Source organism: Streptomyces sp. NPDC041200 (genome assembly GCF_055591805.1).
The window spans coordinates 198,696-217,126 of record NZ_JBVIZF010000004.1 but is presented as its reverse complement, the minus strand read 5'-3'; the positions used below and the strand labels follow the sequence as shown (position 1 = coordinate 217,126).

The 18,431-nt window shown below is 71.5% G+C and carries 16 protein-coding genes; 5 read left to right on the top strand and 11 right to left on the bottom strand.

Annotated features, from left to right (window positions below):
- Position 1: 1 nt before the first annotated feature.
- The 5 genes from ACZ6CL_RS14550 to ACZ6CL_RS14530 all read right to left on the bottom strand — a co-directional run bounded on the left by ACZ6CL_RS14550 (position 2) and on the right by ACZ6CL_RS14530 (position 6,915).
- The gene (locus ACZ6CL_RS14550) at positions 2-682 is read right to left on the bottom strand and encodes a response regulator transcription factor (protein ID WP_468935725.1); all 681 of its coding nucleotides are present in this window, start codon (positions 680-682) and stop codon (positions 2-4) included.
- Positions 679-1,953, bottom strand: a complete 1,275-nt coding sequence (locus tag ACZ6CL_RS14545; RefSeq protein ID WP_468935722.1) for a sensor histidine kinase — start codon at positions 1,951-1,953, stop codon at positions 679-681. Before ACZ6CL_RS14545 ends, ACZ6CL_RS14550 begins: the two co-directional genes overlap by 4 nt.
- 118 nt (positions 1,954-2,071) lie before the next feature.
- Positions 2,072-4,348 carry an MMPL family transporter gene (locus ACZ6CL_RS14540; protein WP_468935719.1) on the bottom strand — a complete coding sequence of 759 codons (2,277 nt, stop codon included), beginning with the start codon at positions 4,346-4,348 and terminating at the stop codon, positions 2,072-2,074.
- A gap of 155 nt (positions 4,349-4,503) precedes the next feature.
- Entirely contained in the window at positions 4,504-5,619 is a 1,116-nt protein-coding gene (locus tag ACZ6CL_RS14535; RefSeq protein WP_468935716.1) for an ABC transporter substrate-binding protein, read from the bottom strand.
- Positions 5,620-5,673: 54 nt separating this feature from the next.
- On the bottom strand, positions 5,674-6,915 hold the full coding sequence (locus tag ACZ6CL_RS14530; protein WP_468935714.1) for an MFS transporter: 1,242 nt from the start codon (positions 6,913-6,915) through the stop codon (positions 5,674-5,676).
- Between the two features lie 137 nt (positions 6,916-7,052).
- Between ACZ6CL_RS14530 and ACZ6CL_RS14525 the strand changes: the two genes are divergently transcribed.
- Positions 7,053-7,988 (top strand): LysR family transcriptional regulator, encoded by a 936-nt coding sequence (locus tag ACZ6CL_RS14525; protein WP_468935711.1) that lies wholly within the window; start codon positions 7,053-7,055, stop codon positions 7,986-7,988.
- 29 nt (positions 7,989-8,017) lie between these two features.
- Here the strand turns inward: ACZ6CL_RS14525 and ACZ6CL_RS14520 are convergent, their stop codons facing one another.
- Positions 8,018-8,776 carry an IclR family transcriptional regulator gene (locus ACZ6CL_RS14520; RefSeq protein WP_468935709.1) on the bottom strand — a complete coding sequence of 253 codons (759 nt, stop codon included), beginning with the start codon at positions 8,774-8,776 and terminating at the stop codon, positions 8,018-8,020.
- Positions 8,777-9,015: 239 nt separating this feature from the next.
- Between ACZ6CL_RS14520 and ispH the strand changes: the two genes are divergently transcribed.
- The 4 genes from ispH (at position 9,016) to ACZ6CL_RS14500 (ending at position 13,996) form a co-directional block, all read left to right on the top strand.
- On the top strand, positions 9,016-10,017 hold the full coding sequence (ispH, locus tag ACZ6CL_RS14515; protein WP_468935706.1) for a 4-hydroxy-3-methylbut-2-enyl diphosphate reductase: 1,002 nt from the start codon (positions 9,016-9,018) through the stop codon (positions 10,015-10,017).
- A gap of 11 nt (positions 10,018-10,028) precedes the next feature.
- A complete protein-coding gene (locus ACZ6CL_RS14510) occupies positions 10,029-11,885 on the top strand; it encodes a 1-deoxy-D-xylulose-5-phosphate synthase (RefSeq protein WP_468935704.1) in 1,857 nt (618 codons plus the stop codon).
- Positions 11,882-13,057: a flavodoxin-dependent (E)-4-hydroxy-3-methylbut-2-enyl-diphosphate synthase gene (gene ispG, locus ACZ6CL_RS14505; RefSeq protein ID WP_468935701.1), complete on the top strand. Its 1,176-nt coding sequence runs from the start codon at positions 11,882-11,884 to the stop codon at positions 13,055-13,057. The genes ACZ6CL_RS14510 and ispG overlap by 4 nt, the downstream gene beginning before the upstream one ends.
- 297 nt (positions 13,058-13,354) lie before the next feature.
- On the top strand, positions 13,355-13,996 hold the full coding sequence (locus tag ACZ6CL_RS14500; RefSeq protein WP_468935698.1) for a helix-turn-helix transcriptional regulator: 642 nt from the start codon (positions 13,355-13,357) through the stop codon (positions 13,994-13,996).
- On the opposite strand, the gene ACZ6CL_RS14495 is transcribed toward ACZ6CL_RS14500, so the two are convergent.
- The 5 genes from ACZ6CL_RS14495 to ACZ6CL_RS14475 all read right to left on the bottom strand — a co-directional run bounded on the left by ACZ6CL_RS14495 (position 13,976) and on the right by ACZ6CL_RS14475 (position 18,427).
- A complete protein-coding gene (locus tag ACZ6CL_RS14495; protein ID WP_468935696.1) occupies positions 13,976-14,722 on the bottom strand; it encodes a transmembrane-type terpene cyclase in 747 nt (248 codons plus the stop codon). The genes ACZ6CL_RS14500 and ACZ6CL_RS14495 overlap by 21 nt on opposite strands.
- Before the next feature lie 66 nt (positions 14,723-14,788).
- Positions 14,789-15,982 carry an acyl-CoA dehydrogenase family protein gene (locus tag ACZ6CL_RS14490; RefSeq protein ID WP_468935693.1) on the bottom strand — a complete coding sequence of 398 codons (1,194 nt, stop codon included), beginning with the start codon at positions 15,980-15,982 and terminating at the stop codon, positions 14,789-14,791.
- Between the two features lie 2 nt (positions 15,983-15,984).
- Positions 15,985-16,374, bottom strand: coding sequence for a limonene-1,2-epoxide hydrolase family protein (locus ACZ6CL_RS14485; protein WP_468935690.1), 390 nt, complete (start codon positions 16,372-16,374; stop codon positions 15,985-15,987).
- A 4-nt stretch (positions 16,375-16,378) separates the two neighbouring features.
- Positions 16,379-18,169, bottom strand: a complete 1,791-nt coding sequence (locus ACZ6CL_RS14480) for an FAD-dependent monooxygenase (RefSeq protein WP_468935688.1) — start codon at positions 18,167-18,169, stop codon at positions 16,379-16,381.
- Positions 18,170-18,211: 42 nt separating this feature from the next.
- On the bottom strand, positions 18,212-18,427 hold the full coding sequence (locus tag ACZ6CL_RS14475) for a ferredoxin (protein ID WP_468935686.1): 216 nt from the start codon (positions 18,425-18,427) through the stop codon (positions 18,212-18,214).
- Positions 18,428-18,431 lie beyond the last annotated feature (4 nt).

Sequence of the window (18,431 nt, the reverse complement as noted above, 5' to 3'; positions counted from 1 at the left end):
GTCACGGCGTGGGCGGAGCCGCCTGGACCAGGCCCGTCTGGTAGGCGATGACGACCAGTTGGGCCCGGTCGCGGGCGCCCAGCTTCGTCATCGCACGGTGGATGTGGGTGCGCACCGTCAGCGGGCTGACCGTGAGGATCTCGGCGATCTCGGTGTTGGACTTGCCCTCGGCGGCCAGGCCCATCACCTCGCGTTCGCGGACGGTCAGCTCCGACAGGCGTCGCGGGGGCGCGAGGTGGGCGTCGGGGGCGGGGGACATGAGGAAGTTCGTGATGAGGGTGCGGGTCGCGGCGGGTGACAGCAGCGCCTCGCCGGAGGCCACCGTCCGCAGACCGGCCAGCAGGGTGTCGGCGGTGACGTCCTTGCCGAGGAAGCCGCTGGCACCGGCGCGCAGCGCCTGGGCCACGCAGTCCTCGGTCTCGAACGTCGTCAGGATGAGGACGCGGGTGGCGGCCAGTTCCGGGTCGGCGCAGATCGCGGAGGTGGCGGCGAGACCGTCGGTGCCCGGCATCCGGATGTCCATGAGGACGATGTCGGGGTGGTGGGCGCGGGTCAGTTCCAGCGCCTCCGCGCCGTCCGAGGCCTCGCCCACCACCGTCATGTCCGCGCAGGAGTCGATCAGGATCCGGAAGGTGGCCCGCAGCAAGGCCTGGTCGTCGGCGAGCAGCACCTTGATGGTCATGACTCTTCTCCTCCTGCGGGAACATCGGTGGCGGCCGCGGCCGGTTCGGGTGCCGAGGGCTGGAGCGGCAGGGCGGTGGTGACCTCGAAGCCACCTTCCGGGCGGGGTCCGGCGCAGAGTTCGCCGCCGATGGTGTGGGCGCGTTCGCGCATGCCCATGAGGCCGAAGCCCCGGCCCCGCGCGGCCTCCGAGTCATGGGTGGTGCCGGGGGTGTCCGGGCCGTCGTTGCTGACCGTGATCAGCAGGCGCGAACCGGCGTAGGCGAGGCGTACGTGGGCGGAGTCCGCGGCGGCGTGCTTGGTGACGTTGGTGAGCGCCTCCTGCACGATCCGGTACGCGGTCAGGTCCACCCCGGGGGACAGCGGGCGGGGTTCTCCTGTCGTGGTGACCGTGACGGCCAGTCCCGCGGACGCGCACGCCGAGACCAGTTCGGGCAGGCGGGCGAGGCCGGGGGACGGCTCCAACGACGCGGTGGCCGGGTCGTCGTTCTGGCGCAGCAGTCCCAGCGTGGCCTTCAGCTCGCGCAGGGCGGAGGACGTGGTGCCGGTCAGGTCGGTGAGGATCGCTTGCGTCTGCCGGGGGTTGCTGAGCACGAGGTGGGCGGCCGTACCGGCCTGGGCGTTGGCCAGGGCCAAGTGGTGGGCCACGACGTCGTGCAGCTCGCGGGCGATGCGCATGCGCTCTTCGGTGACGCGCAGCCGTGCCTCCTCCTCCCGGGTGTGTTCGGCGTGTTCGGCGCGGGCCTGCACCGACGCCAGGTAGGCGCGCCGCAGCCGGGTCATGGTGCCGGCGGCGAGCGGCAGCAGCAGCCAGAAGAACGGGCCGATGGTCCTGAGCACCAGGGAGAGGCTGTCCATGGAGTCGGAGGCCACGGACGCGATCATCAGCGCCACCATGGTGGTGACACCGAAGGCGCGGGTGGTCCTGCGGTCGGAGAGCGTGGCCAGCCAGTAGAGCGCCGCCATGACGGGGCCCAGCAGCAGGGGGGTGAGCAGGTACCCCAGCGCGATCACGATCACCGTGCAGACCGCGGTCACGACGACGGCGGCGCGCGGGTGGCTGCGGTACTTCAGCAGGGCGAGGCAGGACACGCCCATGAGGACGAGGGCGGTCCTGCCCTGGTCGGGCGGGTCGGCGCCGGGCAGGGTGAGATCGCTGCCGAGCGTCGCGCATCCCATCAGTGCCAGGACGACCGCCAGGTCGACGACGCGGGGGTGGCGGTCGGAGTACTGCTCGAAACGGTCCGTGTAACGCTCAAGGCTGGTGCTCATCGGGTTCTCCGGTCGGTGCTCTGGGACCATCGTGGCCCGTTCCCCGCGCGGACGGCTGCCGGGGCCGCCCGTGTCGTTCGCCACGGGCGGCCCCGGCGGGGTGGGTCGGGCAGCCGTATCAGATGCGGGCCGCTTCCCGGCCGGGCGTCCCGGCCGCTTCCGGGTCGGCTTCCGGGTCCGGCGCCGGGTGCGGGCCCGCTTCCGGACGGCGGCTGAGCGCCTCGCCCTCCACATCGACGTTGGGCAGCAGCCGGTCCAGCCACTTCGGCAGCCACCAGGCCTTGTCGCCGAGGAGGGCGAGCACGGCGGGCACGATCGCCATCCGTACGACGAAGGCGTCGAACAGGACGGCGGCGGCGAGTCCGAACCCGATCATCTTGATCATGGAGTCGCTCTCGCCGACGAACCCGGCGAACACCGCGATCATGATCAGCGCGGCGGCCACCACCACGCGGGCGCTGTGCCGGAAGCCGGACGTGACCGCCTGGCCCGGCCGCTCGCCGTGGACGTACGCCTCCCGCATCCGCGAGACGAGGAACACCTCGTAGTCCATGGCCAGGCCGAAGACGATGCCCACCAGGAAGATCGGCATCAGGCTCATGATCGGGCCGGTCTGTTCCACGCCCAGGAGTTCGGCGCCGTGGCCCTGCTGGAAGACCAGGACGACCACGCCGAGGGAGGCCAGCACCGACAGCAGGAAGCCGAGGGCCGCCTTCAGCGGGACCAGCAGGGACCGGAAGACCACCAGCAGGAGCAGGATCGCGAGGCCCACGACGACGACCAGGTAGGGGATCAGCGCGGACTGCACCTTGTCGGAGATGTCGATGTTCAGCGCGGTGGTGCCGGTGACCTCGAAGGTCGCCCCGGTCTCGGCCTCGGCCGCGGGCCGCTCGGCCCGGATGGTCGTGACCAGGTCCTTGGTCTTCTCGTCGGTCGGCGCCGTGGACGGTACGACCTGGAAGACGGCCGTGTCACCGGCCTCGTTGAAGCGGGCCGGGGAGACGGAGACAACGCCCTCGGTGCCGCCGATCTCCTTCGCGACCGCCGCGGCCGCAGCCTTCGGGTCGGCGTCCCCCTTCGCGCTCCCCTTCGTGTCCCCCTTCGTGTCCCCCTTCGCGTCCACGACGACGGTCAGCGGCCCGTTGAAGCCCGGCCCGAAGGCCTCGGCGAGCGCGTCGTAGGCCCGGCGTTCGGTGGTGGAGGTCGACTTGGCCTCGTCGCCCGGCATGCCGAGCCGCAGGTTCGTCATCGGCACCGCGAGGGCCCCGAGGCCCACCACGCCGAGCAGCAGCACGGGCAGCGGACGCCGCAGCACGAACCGCGCCCAGCGGCTGCCGCCGTTGTTCCCGGTGCTCTCCTCGATACGGCCGCTCTTGCGGGCCCGCCGCCGGAGCACGGCGTTCGGCCAGAAGCCGAGGAACGCCGGGACCAGCGTCAGCGCGATCAGTACGGCCACGACGACCGCGCCCGCCGCGGCCATGCCCATCTTGGTGAGCATCGGGATGCCGACCACCGCGAGTCCGGCCAGCGCGATGACGACGGTGAGCCCGGCGAACACGACCGCGGAACCGGCGGTGCCGACCGCCAGACCGACCGCTTCCTGCGGCGCGTGGCCCTTGGCGCGCTCCTCCCGGTAGCGGGAGACGACGAACAGGGCGTAGTCGATGCCGACCGCGAGGCCTAGCATCATCGCCAGGGTGCCGGTCGTCGTGGACAGGCCCAGCGCCTCGGACAGGGTCAGGATGGTGGCCATGCTCACGCCTACGCCGATGATCGCGGTCAGCAGCGGCAGCCCGGCGGCGGCCAGCGAGCCGAAGGTGACCAGCAGCACGACGGCGGCTATCGCGACGCCGACCACCTCGGCCACACCGCCGGGCCCGCCGCCGTCGTCCATCGCGCTTCCGCCCGCCTCGACGGTCAGCCCGGAGTCCCGGGCCGTGCCGATGGCCCGCTCCAGCCGCGTCTTGCTGGCGTCGGTGAGGTCGGCGGCCGCGACCTTGTAGGTGACGGACGCGTACGCCGTCGTGCCGTCCTTGCTGACGGCCTTCGCCCGGAACGGGTCGGCGGCGCTCGCGACCTGGGGGCCGTCGGCCAGGTCGGCCACGGCCTTCTCGACGGTCTGCTTGTTCTCGGTGGCGGTGACCTTCTCACCGCCCGGCGCGACGAAGACGACCCGGGCGGTCGCGCCGTCGGCGGTGGCCCCGGGGAAGCGCTGCTCCATGAGGTCGAACGCCTTCTGGGACTCGATGCCCGGCATGGAGAACTCCTCGTCGGAGGCCCCCGGAGCCTTGAGGGCGCCCAGCCCGACGGCGGCCAGGACGGCCGCCCAGACCAGGGCGACGTACCAGCGCCGCCGGAAGGCCAGACGGCCCGCTTGGTAAAGGAATGTAGCCACGGCAGGAGGTCTCCACATCTGGTGCCGACTGTCCGCCCAGACTCCCCGGGAGCGGGCCGCCCTGTCGTCGTGCGCCTGCCGACACTTCCCGCTACTGAGAACGCAGTACGACCGGGCCGGGCGGATCCGCCGCTGGTACGACGGACCCCCTACGGCTACGACGGCCCGTGAAGGATCCGGAAGCGATCGGGGTCCGCCGGATCCCGGTCGACGACGTGGAGGGGCGCGCCGGCCCATTGCCACACGCTGATACCCGGCGTGCGGGAGAACCGGATCTGCCCGCGGGTGCCTTCGACCGCGACGCGCGCCCAGGATGCGGCGGTGCGCGCCCGGTCCGCGCCGTGCGAGCGCAGCACATCGGCGAGGACGGCGACCGTGTCGTAGCCCTCGAAGGCGACGAAGGAGGGCGCCTGGCCCAGCCGCTCGCGGAGGGCCGTCCCGACGCGTACGCCGAGGGGGCTGAGGCGCTCGGGCAGGTAGCGCAGGAAGGGGATCGCGGCGCCGTCCCCGCCCAGCGACGCCACCCATCCGGCGAACTCCGGCTGCCCGGCCGGGGCGCCGATCATGATCTCGGCCAGCCGCTGGTCGCGGCGGACGGACGTGACGATCGGCACCGCGGGTTCCGGGTGGCCGACCAGAAGAAGGAGGGCTGTCGCGCGATGGCCGACGAGTTCGTCGCACACGGCCGCGGGGGTGAGCGCGCTCATGTCGAGTTCGCTGACCGTGCCACCGCGTGGCGCGAGGTAGTCCCGCAGAATGCGGGTCCCGGCCGCCCAGTAGACACTCTGCTGGGCCGCTACGGCGATACGGCGGTGGCCCGCGCCGAGGAGGAAGTCCGCGTAGGCCTGCCAGCCACGGGACTGCGGCGGGGAGAGGCGCGCGACCCAGTCCGTCGGCTGTTCGGTGAGCGTGTCGAGAACCGCTGACGAGCAGAGGTACAGCAGGCCGAGGGCGTCCGCCCTGGTGGCAGCGGCGCGCGCGACGACGCTGTGGTACTCCCCCGCCACGGCGGCCACGCCCAGGCGGGCCAGTTCATCGACGGCCGCCGTGGCCCTCTGTGGATCAGCCGCGGTGTCCCGGACCACCAGCTCAAGTGGTCTTCCGGCGATCCCGCCGGTGGCATTGACCTCGGATACGGCCAGCTCCAGTCCGGCGAGCAGGTGGTGGCCCGCCTCGGTCCAGCCCGGCCGAGTCAGCGGAACGAGTGCGCCGATCCGGACGGGTGTCCCGTCAGGCCGCTCGGCTCCACGGGGCGTTGGTGGCGTAGTCATGCGGCAGTACATCCACCGCCGTCGCCACCGGCAACCGATTATTGGTTCGCCGACTTATTGGTTCGCCGACAGCTCCGGCTCGGAGACGGCCGCGGCCCGGCGGCGGGGCAGCAGCAGCGGGGTCGCCAGCAAGAACACGCCCGCCAGACCGATGGCGGTACGCGCGCCGAGCAGGCTGCCCAGCACGCCCCAGACGGCCGTCAGGAGCGCGGTCGTGGCCCTGACCGTCACCGTCCAGGCGGACAGCGTGCGGGCGACCCGATCGGTTGCGGTGCGTTCGAGACGGTAGGTGGCGTAGACGGGGTTGAAGACGCCGCAGCAGAAGATGAGCCCGAGTTCGACGCCGATCACCAGCAGCAGCCCGCCGGTGCCCGGCCCCAGGAAGGCCAGGCCGACGGGCCAGAGCGCGCGCAGCGCCCCGGACACGACGAGGACCCGGTGCTGTCCGAACCGGGTGACGAGCGGCCGGGCCAGCCGCGAACCGATCAGCCCGCCGATCGAGGGCGCGGCGAAGGCGAGGCCGTACTGCCACGGTGCGAAGCCGAGTTGGCCGAGCATCAGGACGGCCATCAGCGGCTGGGTGGCCATCACCAGGGCGTTGAACGAGGCGGTGTTGAAGAACAGCGGCCGCAGCGTCGTGTCGGCGAGGATGTACCGCCAGCCGTCAAGCAGGTCCCCGGCCCGCAGGCGCGCGGCCACCCGGCGCTCGGGCAGCGGTTCGCGCCCGCCCATGGCGCGGAGGCCCAGGGCCGAGAGCAGATAGCTGACCGCGTCGGCCACCACCGTCGCCACCGGGCCGAGAAGCCCGGTCGCCGCGCCGCCCAGCGGCGGACCGATGATCGTGGTCGTCCAGGCCGTGGACTCGAACCGGGCGTTGGCGACGAGCAGGTCCTCGGCCGGGAGCAGCGTCTTCAGGTACGCGCCGGAGGCGGCGCGGAAGGTGATCTCGGCCGCCGCGACGACGACCGAGACCAGCAGGAGCTGTACGAACGTGAGGGCCCCGAGGGCGAACGCGGCGGGGATCGTCAGCAGCGCCGCGCACCGCACCAGGTCCATCGCGATCAGCACCGGCCGCTTGCGCCGGAACTCCACCCACGGGCCGAGCGGCACCGCCGCGGCCGCGCCCACCGCGGTGCCCACCGAGGCGAGCGCGGCGACCTCGGCCGGTCCGGCGTGCAGCACCTCGATGGCGATCAGCGGGAACGCGCCGAAGGCGAGCCACGTGCCGAGCGCGCTGGACGCGTACGCCCCCCAGAACCACCCGAACCGCCGCCCCAGCCGCTGTCCGCTCCTCATGTCCGACTCCGCCCCTCGCCACTCGCTCCGCACAACCGATCCGCGTTCGGAAGCATCAAAGCGAGCGCCGCGACCAGGGATCAAACAACCGCGGAGCCGCCGGCCACAACCCTGGGTTGTGGCCGTAGGGTGTCGGCGTGGACCTCGACACCGTCCGGACCTTCGTCGCCGCCGCCGACGCGGGGCAGTTCCAGGAGGCCGCCACCGAGCTGGCGATCACCCAGCAGGCCGTCTCCAAGCGCATCGCCGCACTGGAGCGCGACCTCGGCGTGCGGCTGTTCACCCGCACCGCGCGCGGCGCCGGGCTCACCATCGACGGGCAGGCGTTCCTGCCGCACGCGCGCGAGCTGCTGCGCGTCGCCGAGCGCGCTGTCGCGTCCGTGCGCACCGGCCGACGTCCGCTGCGCGTCGACATCATCGCCTCGCGCGGCGCGGCGTCGGGCCTGATGCGCGGCTTCCACCGCGCGCACCCCGAGATCGACCTCGACGTGGTGATGCTGTTCGACATCGAGACGGCCGTCGCCGCCATCCGGTCCGGTGCGATCGACGCGTCCTTTCGCGCCGTCGCCGCGCCCGACCGGCCCCTTCCCGAGGACATCGAGTCCGTCCGGGTGCTCGACGAGCCGCTCCAGCTCCTCACCGGCCCCGCCCACGCGCTGGCGGGCGCCAGATCGGTGACCGTCGCTCAGCTCGCCGGCCACCGGATCTGGATGCCCGGCATCGTCCCCGGCACCGAGTGGGCCGCCTACTACGACGACCTCGTCGCCGAGTACGGCCTCACCATCGAGGCGACAGGCCCCAACTTCGGCTCCGACGCGCTCCTCGACACCGTCGCCGACACCCCGGCCCTGGCCACCTTCATGGGCGGGCAGACCCGGCTCGTCTGGCCCGCCGGCCACGGCCTGCGCCGCATCCCGGTGACCGACCCGGTGCCCGTCTACCCGCACTCGCTGCTCTGGCACCGCGACAACCCCCACCCGGCGCTGGGCACCCTCCGCGCCCACCTCGCCGCCACCGCGACCGGCCAGGACGCCGCCGGGACCTGGGCGCCGGACTGGGTGATTCCGCGCTGAACCCCCGCGCTTGCTTCCCCGACGGGCGGTCAGCAGGCCCCGGCCAGGTTCTGTTCGATGACGCCGACGGTCCGCAGCAGCACACGTCCCACGCTGCGCAGGTCCATGTTGTTCACCGTGTCGCCCACCACGATCGCGGCCACCGGGCCGGACTTTCCGAGGTGGACCGGGGCGGCCACCTCGACGAGTCCGGGGATGTGCTCACTCCTGGCATAGGACAGCCCGGTGCGCCGGATCTGCTCGAACTCGCGCCGCATCGTGTCCGTCCCGGTGACGGTCCACCGCGTGTCCGCGACCAGCGCCGTGCCGCCGGCGTCCGCCGGGCTCCGGGTGCTCTTGGCGATCAGGAGCCTGCCCGCCGCCGAGCAGTGCGCCGGGAAGGGGTGGCGCAGCGCCATCGCGAGCCGGGCGTGCTCCTGGCGGTAGAGGGTCCCGACATGGTGGACGTTCGTACCCGACAGCATGCCCACGCTGACGATCTTGTGGGTGAGCTGGAACAGCTCGATCAGGAAGGGGGTGATCGGGTAGCTGAGGTGCTGCGCCCGGGCCGCTCCGCTCGTGGCCGCCATCTGGGAGAGGTACTCCCCCACCTCGTAGTACTTCGATTCCCTCCGGACGGCGAGACGCAGATCGGTCAGCACCCGCATGGTGCGGTGCAGGGTCGACTTCGGCTGGCCGACCAGCCGGGCCAGCTCCGACAGGGTGAGCGGCCGCGACGCCCCGGCCAGCGCCTCGAGGACGGCGAGCGCCTTCCGCAGCGGGCCTCCAGCGGATCCGGTCGCGTCCATCTCAACCACCTCATCCGCGGCTGCTCCACGGCCCAGCGTCCGAGAATTCCGTCCAGCGTTCACGGTTCATGGCTACCTGCGTACGGGCGGTCAACTCAAGATCACCGGAGGCTGTTGTCCCGTGGGGCCATGCGATCGGGCCCTTTGTGACAGGGCCGGAACGCAAGCCCGCAGCGACCGTTCGGGAAAGTGGAATCGCGCGTTGATCGGAGCACATCGCCTTCCTAGTCTCCGGAAACATGGCTTACGTAAGCTCGGACGAGCATGTGGAGAACGACGGCGCACGTCGCGTCCTGCTGGCCGGCCCTCGGTCCTTCTGCGCCGGTGTCGAGCGGGCCATCGAGATCGTCGAGGAAGCTCTGGAATCGCGCGGCGCTCCGGTCTACGTCCGCAAGGAGATCGTGCACAACGTGTCCGTCGTCGGCGATCTCGCGGAGCGGGGCGCGGTCTTCGTCGACGAACTGGACCAGGTGCCCGACGGCTCGACGGTGGTGTTCTCCGCGCACGGGGTCTCCCCCGCCGTGCGCGCGGAGGCGGATCGCCGCGCTCTCGACGTCATCGACGGAACCTGCCCGCTGGTCGCCAAGGTCCACGCCAAGGCCCGCCGTTTCGCGAGCCGAGGCGACACCGTCGTGCTCGTCGGTCACGCCGGGCACGAGGAGGTCGAGGGCACCCTCGGGGAGGCGCCGGACTCCACGGTGCTGGTCGAGACGGTCGAGGACGTACGGAAGCTGTCGCCGGCCGATCCGCGGCAGATCTCCTACCTCACCCAGACCACGCTCGCGGTCGACGAGACGGCCGAGGTCGTCGACGCCCTGCGGGAGCGGTTCCCGCTGCTGCACGAGCCGTCGTCCGAAGACATCTGCTACGCCACCACCAACCGGCAGAAGGCGCTGAACGCGATCATCGGGGAGGCGGACCTCGCCCTGGTCGTCGGCTCGACGAACTCCTCCAACTCCGTCCGCCTGGTGGAACTCTCACGCCGCCAGGGCACCCCGGCCCATCTGATCGACCGGGCCGCCGACATCCGGCCCGAATGGCTCGAGGGAGTACGCACGATCGCGCTCACGGCCGGCGCCTCGGCCCCGCACCACCTGGTCACGGAGGTCGTGACCGCGCTGGGCGAGTTCGGTCCGGTCTCCGTCGAGGAACGTGAGATCACCCGCGAGACCGTGCGCTTCGAACTGCCCTCCGCGCTGCGCGGCGATACGGAGCCGCCGGCGGACGGCCCGACGAGCTGAACGGGAGAGCCATGTCGTCCACTTCTGCGTCCACCTCTGCGTCCACCTCTGCGTCCGCTTCCGCCTCCACTGTGCTCAGCGGCGTCCTCGGACCGCGGCAGCTCAAGGAGTTGCCCCCGGATCAGCTCCCCGTGCTGGCGAGCGAGATCAGGGACTTCCTCGTCGAACGTGTCGCCGCCACCGGCGGACACCTCGGCCCGAACCTCGGCGTGGTCGAGCTGACCATCGCGCTGCACCGCGTGTTCGACTCACCGACCGACCGCGTCGTGTTCGACACCGGTCACCAGTCCTACGTCCACAAGATCCTCACCGGCAGGCAGGACGCCTTCGCCACGCTCCGCGCGGCGGGAGGGCTGTCCGGCTATCCGATGCGCGCCGAGTCGCCGCACGACCACGTGGAGAACTCGCACGCCGCCACGGCCCTGTCGTACGCGGACGGCCTGGCCAACGCCCAGCGACTGGCCGGTGAGGAGCACCGCCGGGTGGTCGCGGTGATCGGCGACGGCGCGCTGACCGGCGGCCTGGCCTGGGAGTCCCTGAACAACCTCGGCCGCAGCGAGGGCCGGGTGGTGGCGGTCCTCAACGACAACGGCCGCTCGTACGACCCCACGGTCGGCGGCCTGGCCGACCATCTGGCCGCCCTGCGCGAGGGCCGCCACCAGGGCCGGAACCTGTTCGAGAACCTCGGTCTCGCCTACCTCGGCCCGGTGGACGGACACGACATCGCCGCGCTCGAAGCGGCATACCGCCACGCGGCGGAGCTGGACCGCCCGGTCGTGGTCCACTGCGTCACCCGGAAGGGGCTCGGCTACGCCCCCGCCGAGCAGGACGAGGCGGACCGGATGCACGGCATCGGTGTCATCGACCCCGCGACGGGGCGCCCGCGCTCCGGTGGCTCACCCAGCTGGACCGGGGTGTTCGGCGAGGAGCTGGCGAGCGTCGCCGCCGGACGGCCCGACATCGTCGCGCTGACCGCCGCGATGCTGCGCCCGGTCGGCCTCCACCGGTTCTCCCAGCGGTTCCCGGACCGCGTATTCGACGTGGGCATCGCCGAGCAGCACGCGGTCACCAGCGCCGCGGGGCTGGCCATGGGCGGCCTGCACCCGGTGGTCTGCCTGTACGCCACGTTCCTGGGCCGCGCCGCCGACCAGCTCATGATGGACGTGGCCCTGCACGGCCTGCCGGTGACCTTCGTCCTGGACCGCGCGGGCGTCACCGGCCCCGACGGCGCCAGCCACCACGGCATGTGGGATCTCGCGCTGCTCGGCGGGATACCGGGCATGCGGGTCGCGTCGCCGCGCGACACCGGCCAGCTGGCCGAGCTGCTGCGCGAGGCGGTGGACACCCACGACGGCCCTACGGCGCTGCGGTTCCCGAAGGGGAGCGCGGGCCCGGAGATCCCCGCCCTCACCCGCATGGACGGCCTGGACGTGCTGCACCGCAGCCGGTCCCAGCCGCTCGATGTCCTCCTCGTCTCCGCCGGAGTCCTCGCCTCCCCCGCCCTCCGCGCGGCGGAGCTGCTGGCGGAACACGGCATCGGGACGACCGTGGTGGACCCGCGCTGGCTGCTGCCGGTCAACCCGACGCTGGTGCATCTGGCGTCCCGTCACCGGCTGGTGCTCTCCCTCGAGGACGGCACGCGCGCCGGGGGTGTGGGCACGGCGCTGGCGCAGGCGTGTGCCGACGCCCACGTCTGGACACCGGTGCACACCCTGGGACTGCCCCATGAGTTCCTGAGCCACGGAGAGCGGTCGGCCATCCTCGCCGAGCACGGCCTCTCCGGGGAATCCATCGCCGACACCGCGCTCACGCTGCACAGTGCCCTGGCGACACGGCACGCCATCCACGTGGAAAGGACACCGCGGTGACCCAGGTCGCGCTCGGTATGCCCGCACTGCCGCCTCCGGCGCTCGCCGAGCGCCGCAAGACCCGTCAGCTGCAGGTCGGTCCGGTCGGGGTCGGCAGTGACCACCCCGTCTCGGTGCAGTCGATGACCACGACCGTCACGGCCGACATCAACGCCACCCTTCAGCAGATCGCCGAACTCACCGCGGCGGGCTGCGACATCGTCCGCGTGGCCTGCCCGAGCGCCGACGACGCCGAGGCGCTGCCCACGATCGCCAGGAAGTCCAAGATCCCGGTGATCGCCGACATCCACTTCCAGCCCAAGTACGTGTTCGCGGCCATCGAGGCCGGATGCGCCGCGGTCCGCGTGAACCCCGGCAACATCAAGAAGTTCGACGACAGGATCGCCGACATCGCCCGCGCCGCCACGGACCACGGCACCCCGATCCGGATCGGGGTGAACGCGGGGTCGCTGGACAAGCGCCTGATGGAGAAGTACGGCAAGGCCACGCCCGAGGCACTCGCCGAGTCGGCGCTGTGGGAGGCCTCGCTCTTCGCCGAGCACGACTTCCACGACCTCAAGATCTCGGTCAAGCACAACGATCCCGTGGTCATGGTGCGCGCCTACGAGATCCTCGCCGAGGCTTGCGACTACCCGCTGCACCTGGGCGTCACCGAGGCGGGCCCGGCGTTCCAGGGCACCGTCAAGTCGGCCGTCGCGTTCGGCGCGCTGCTGCGCCAGGGCATCGGCGACACCATCCGGGTGTCCCTCTCGGCCCCGCCGGTGGAGGAGGTCAAGGTCGGTGTGCAGATCCTGCAGTCGCTGAACCTGCGACCGCGCAAGCTGGAGATCGTGTCCTGCCCCTCCTGCGGGCGCGCCCAGGTGGATGTCTACAAGCTCGCCGACGAGGTCACCGCGGGGCTGGAAGGCATGGAGGTGCCGCTGCGGGTCGCCGTGATGGGGTGCGTGGTGAACGGCCCCGGCGAGGCGCGCGAGGCCGACCTCGGCGTGGCCTCCGGCAACGGCAAGGGACAGATCTTCGTCAAGGGCGAGGTCGTCAAGACCGTACCCGAGCACCGCATCGTGGAGACCCTCATCGAGGAGGCCCTGCGCATCGCCGAGGACATGGAGCCCGTCGACGACGCCGCGCCGACGGTCCACGTCCTGAACGGGGCGGGGGCGCCCGGGAACTGAGTCCGGCGCACATCCGCGCTCCCGGAAGAGCCTTGAGGACGGCCGCAGCACATCTATGCGGCCGTCTTCAAGGCTTTCGGGCACCGGCCGAGGGTTTTCCCCTGTTTAAAACCAGAACATCCGCAACTCATCGACTCTGCGAACTCGGCCACTGTATGGTCCTTGAAGTCGTTCCGGATCGCAAAGAACCCTCCCTGCCCACTGGGCGGAGGGTGTCGACCAGGCTCGGCGAATCCCTCTGCACACAGCAGTTAAAAGACTCTGGGTGAGCATACGGTGAATTCTTTGGGAGCGGTCGTGGGCAATAGGACTACGGCAAACCTGATACGAGCGCTGGTGCGGGCACCGGATCCCCTGACCTACAGGGCAGTCAGCAGCCATCTCGATGCCACTGCGCACATCGAGGTCGTCTCGGGCGAGCACCGCGCTTCGGCCGATGTCGCCGTGTTCGTCGCGGAGAAGATTACCGTGGAGACGGCGTCGTCATTGCGCGGGATGAAAGAAACCCTGAACGTACCGGTCGTTCTGATCGCCTGTGAGGTCGACCGGGCCGATCTGCTCACCGTGGTGGAGTGCAACGTCGTCGCGGTGCTGCTGCGAGCGGGCGCCACCAGCGAGCGCATCGAGGAGGCGGTGCGGACCGCCGCGACCGGCGGGGGTGTGCTGCCCTCGCAGATGCTCGGCGAGCTACTCCGGCAGGTGGAGCGGGTCCAGCGCGAGGTGCTGTCGCCGCGCGGGCTGCACCTCTCCGGGCTGACCCCCCGCGAAATCGATGTCCTGCGGCTCATGTCGGAGGGCCTGAACACCGCCGAGATCGCCGAGAAGCTGTGTTTCTCGGAGCGGGCCGTGAAACGGGTCGTCTTCGAGGTCACCAGGCGTCTCAATCTGCGCAACCGGCCCCACGCCGTGGCCTACGCGCTACGCAGTGGCGTGATCTGACCGAGGGGCGGCGACGCCCTGGCGCCGCGCCCAGGGCGATCGCCCCTCCGCGCGCATCGTCCCGCGCAGCATCACCAGGTAGGCGATGTCCAGGCCGACGTACGTCGGGACCAGCACCCAGAACAGCAGGTGGGACGGGTAGACGATAAAGGCGGTCAGCCCGGCGAAAACGGATCCGGTGAACTTCGCGACGGCGATGTACATGGACTGACCCACACTGGACCCGCGCCGTTTGAGCATCAGGAGGAATGAGGCGCTCAGCGGCACCTGGATGATCATTCCGGTGTACATCCCGTCGCGGTCGTGGAACTCATTCGCGCCCGCCATCACGATCAGCGCCGCCCATATCAGCACGCCCACGAGCGTCCAGGTAAAGGTGCGCGGCGACAGCTCGGGATGGTCGCGCCGCCCGTACCGGAACGCCTGATACAGCAGGATGACGTTGAAGACGACCCAGAAAAGGTTGATCTGCCGCTGGGTCGGCGTCTGTTCCAACAGGAATGCCAGGCTGAATTCCCATGCGAAGTTCACCGCCACCAGGTAGGCGGGAATGCCCACCCGGCCGTCCCTGACGGCCTGCCGGATGGCCAGGATGTAGGTCAGTGTCCAGCCCATCGCCGTCGGCCCGGCGACCGACCAGAAAAGCCAGTCGGGGACGTCGGCCTGCCCCACCGTCACCGGCGCGACTTCTGACATCTGGAGGAGATAAGGGGGAAGCCAGCTCATGGGATTCCTTGCGGGCGAGGAACGTGCGCGGGAGAAGGCGGGCGGTGGTCAGAGGGCGGGCGGTGGTCAGAGGCTGGGGACGATGGGGTCCAGGCCGAAGAACGCCCCGCCGTAGAGTTCATGGCCGACGTGGACGTTGAGCATGGCGTGCCGGGCCGCGGTGTTGGCGTCCCGCCAGTACTGCTGCATCGGATTCGACTGGGCGAAGGCGGCCGCGCCGTGGGCCCACATCAGCTCGTCGAGGGCGACGGTCACCAGGTTCACCGCCTGCCCGACGTCACCGCGGATGCGCAGGAGTTCGCTGTCGGGAAGCGCGGTGGCCGCGGCGGCGGCCGCGTCGATCGCGTCGGCGGCCCGGTTCACGTGCAGCTCGGCCGCGTCGATCCGCAACGCCGTCTTGCCGAGTGCGGACACGAACGTGGGTGAGTCCGGCTGGCTCGTGAAGCCGGTGGGCGCGATGCCCCGGCCCGGCGCCCGCTCGACGACGAAGGCGCGCGCGGCCTGGCCGACGCCGATCACCACCGAGGCGCAGATGGTGGCCATGGCCGCGATCGCCGCCGAGCGGAACAGCGGCGGCAGTGTGGTGTCGGTGGCGTTCTCCCGCCCCCGCTGCAGCGCGGCCGGAATCACCCGGTGCTGGGGGACGAACACCTCCCGGGCCACGGCGGTGTGGCTGCCGGTGGCCCGCATGCCCACGGTGTGCCACGTGTCCTCGACCGTCAGATCCGCGGTGGGCACCAGCACGGAGAGCGCGCCCACCGGTTCCCCGTCCGCGCCCAGTTCCTTCGCGATCAGGATCGCCCAGTCGGCGTGCAGAATGCCGGTGCCGTACGGCCAGGTGCCGGTGAGCAGATACCCGCCCGTAGTCCTGACCGCGGTGCCCTGCGCCGCAAAGATCGAGGCCAGTTTGGCGCCCGGATTGGTCCCGAACACCTCGTCCCGCGCCGTCTTGGGGAATTTCGCGGCGAGCAGGTTCGACCCGTTGATGTTGTTGACCACCCACGAGGTGGACGGGCAGTAGTGGGAGAGGGCCTTGGTGACCTCGCTCAGCGTCCGCACATCGGCTTCGAGTCCGCCGTAGGCTCTCGCGGTCCAGAGCCTGCTCACCTGTGAGTCGTCGATGGCCCGGACGCTGCTGTCGGGCAGCCTCCGCTCCCGCTCCCCCTCGGCGACACCGTCCGCGAAGACGGGCCCGAACTTGTGGACCCTGTCGACAAGTTCCGCTCGCAGTTCCATCGGATCCGTTCGGGTATTCGTCATGGCTACCATTCCGGGTGCTCGGACAGGAGGTTGGTGCTGTCGTAGTAGTCCCGCCAGGCGCTGATGCGGCCGTCCCGCAGCTCGAACGCCGCCATCACCCTGAGGTTCCGTGCGAGGGGTGTGCCGTCGGTGCGGAACATGTTCTCGATCCGCTCGGCCAGGACGGTGTCGGCGGTCGTGGCCAGGTGCCGGAACCTGACCTCCAGCCGTGCGAAGTCGGCGGGCATGAGGGCGAGGATCTCCCCCTTGCCCCGGCACACCGGCGCCCCGGGGTTCTCCCACACGCAGTCGTCGGTCAGGAAACGCTCCACCGCGGCGCGGACGTCCGCGGGGGTCGGGCCCATCGCGGTCAGGAACTCCCGGACGATCAGCTGGTGCTTGTCGGCGGTCATCTGCTCAGCTCCCTTCGGTCGTCGGCGCGGGCCGTACGAACAGCGCGCGGAACACCGCGTCCAGGTCCTCGTCGGGGTGTTCGCTCGCGGTGGCGCCGCGCCAGGCCACGTGGTTGTCCGGGCGTACGAGGACGGCGCCACCGTCGTCGATCTGGCGCACCGCGGCCCAGGTGCCCTCGGCGTCCCAGTGGCCCGCCTCGTCGGGCCTGCTCCCGATGGGCACCACGCTGAGCGCCACGCCGTGGGTGTCCGCCGCCTTCTTGGCCGCGACCGCCCAGCCCTCGCCCAGGGGCCCGGTGATCAGCACGAAGCCGCCGCTGTTGCCGACCAGGTCGTGCGTGGACACCCGGGTGTCGCCGTGCCGCAGCCACGCGTGCGGCAGCCGGTGACCCGGCCGGGTGAGCGGATGGTACGTGGCGCCCATCGGGTCCCGGGGCGGCGGCGGGGTGCCGTCCGGGATCACCGCCCCCCTCTCGTAGCGGTGGCCGAGTTCGATGTCGTGCGCCTGGTACTCCATCCGCTGGGTGCCGAACACCTCGCGCACCACGGCCCGCCGGGTCTCCCCCATCGGCGTGTCGGAGAGCAGCTCGCGGAAGCTCGCCCGGGTGGCCTCCGGCTGCCCGGGCTGCACACCGAGGCTCCCGAACAGGACCGAGTAGTTGCGCAGGCTGAACATCGCCCATCCCACGTTGCGCGTGGCGACGGGCAGCCGTTCCGCCTCGTAGGAGTCGAGCAGCGCGTCGTCGGCCCGGCCGCCGAGCACGGCCCCGAGCTTCCAGGCGATGTTGTGCGCGTCCTGGATCGCCGTGTTCAGGCCCCCGCCGTTCGCGGGCGGCTGCCGGTGGGCGGCGTCCCCCGCGAGGAAGACCCGGCCGGACCGGAAGGACCGGGCCACGACGGCCTCCGGCCGGTACTCGCTCACATGGTGAACCCGCAGGCTCAGGTCCTCCGGCAGCTTGAGCAGTTCCCGCACCCTCGTGGCGATCGCCTCCGGGCCGAGGTCCGCCGCGGCGCCCGGTGGCAGCCGGAAGTGCAGCGCCCATTCGTCGGATGCCAGGCCCCAGTCGGGTCCGGCCGCGACGACCACGGACACCTCGCCCTCGGGGCTGATGATGTGGGTCATCAGCACCGAGTCGCCGCTCCACCAGCGGGACAGGTCCGCGCTGAAGTGGACCGAGAGGATGGTGAACCCGCCACCGGCGCCGTCCATCGGCACGCCCAGTGCGGCACCGACGCTCCTGCCGCCGTCGGCGCCCAGCAGGTACCGGGCGCGGACGGTTTTCGTCTCGTCGGTCGTCCGGTCGGTGATCCGCGCGGTCACGCCGTCCTCGTCCTGGGTGAACTCCTCCATCACATGGTGGAAGAGCAGGCTGGACGGCGCCCGCTGCTCGGCGTGGCGGCGCAGCAGCGGCTCCAGCCGGTGCTGCGGGAGGTTCGTCGAGGGGCCGGGGCTGTCGGCCGCGTACGGACCGGCGGTACTGCCGCCGCCGAAGGCGTCCATCCGGTGCAGCTCCCGCGCGTCCACGGGGTCGTCACCGGCCAGCGAGGTGCGCCAGACGACCTCGCTCATGTTGGCCAGTGGGGCGCTGATCCGGTAGACGTCGTCGGCGATCCCGTGCTGCCGGAACATCTCCATGGTGCGCTGGTTCAGATAGTGCGCCCTGGGGAGTACCGAGGTCGACTCGCGGCGCTCCACCAGCAGGTGGCGCACGCCCGCGTCGGACAGGAAGACCGACGCGCTGAGTCCGCAGCCGCCGCCACCGACAACGAGAACGGGCACCTCTACGTCATACATGGGTTTTCCCCTGGGGTTGGGCGAACTCTCGGCAGGGTGTGGTCACTTGCCGCGGTCCGATGGGTTCTCGTGCAGGACGATGGCGGCGGCCGGGCACCGCGGGTGGGCCTCCCGGACCCGCTCGTACTCGCTCTCCGGCGGAGTCGCATCGAGCAGGATCACCGTGCCGTCGTCGTCGCGCTGGTCGAAGACCGCGGGCGCGAACGCGGCGCAGTTTCCGGCCGCGACGCATCTGGCCTCGTCGACCTCGACGTTCATGGTC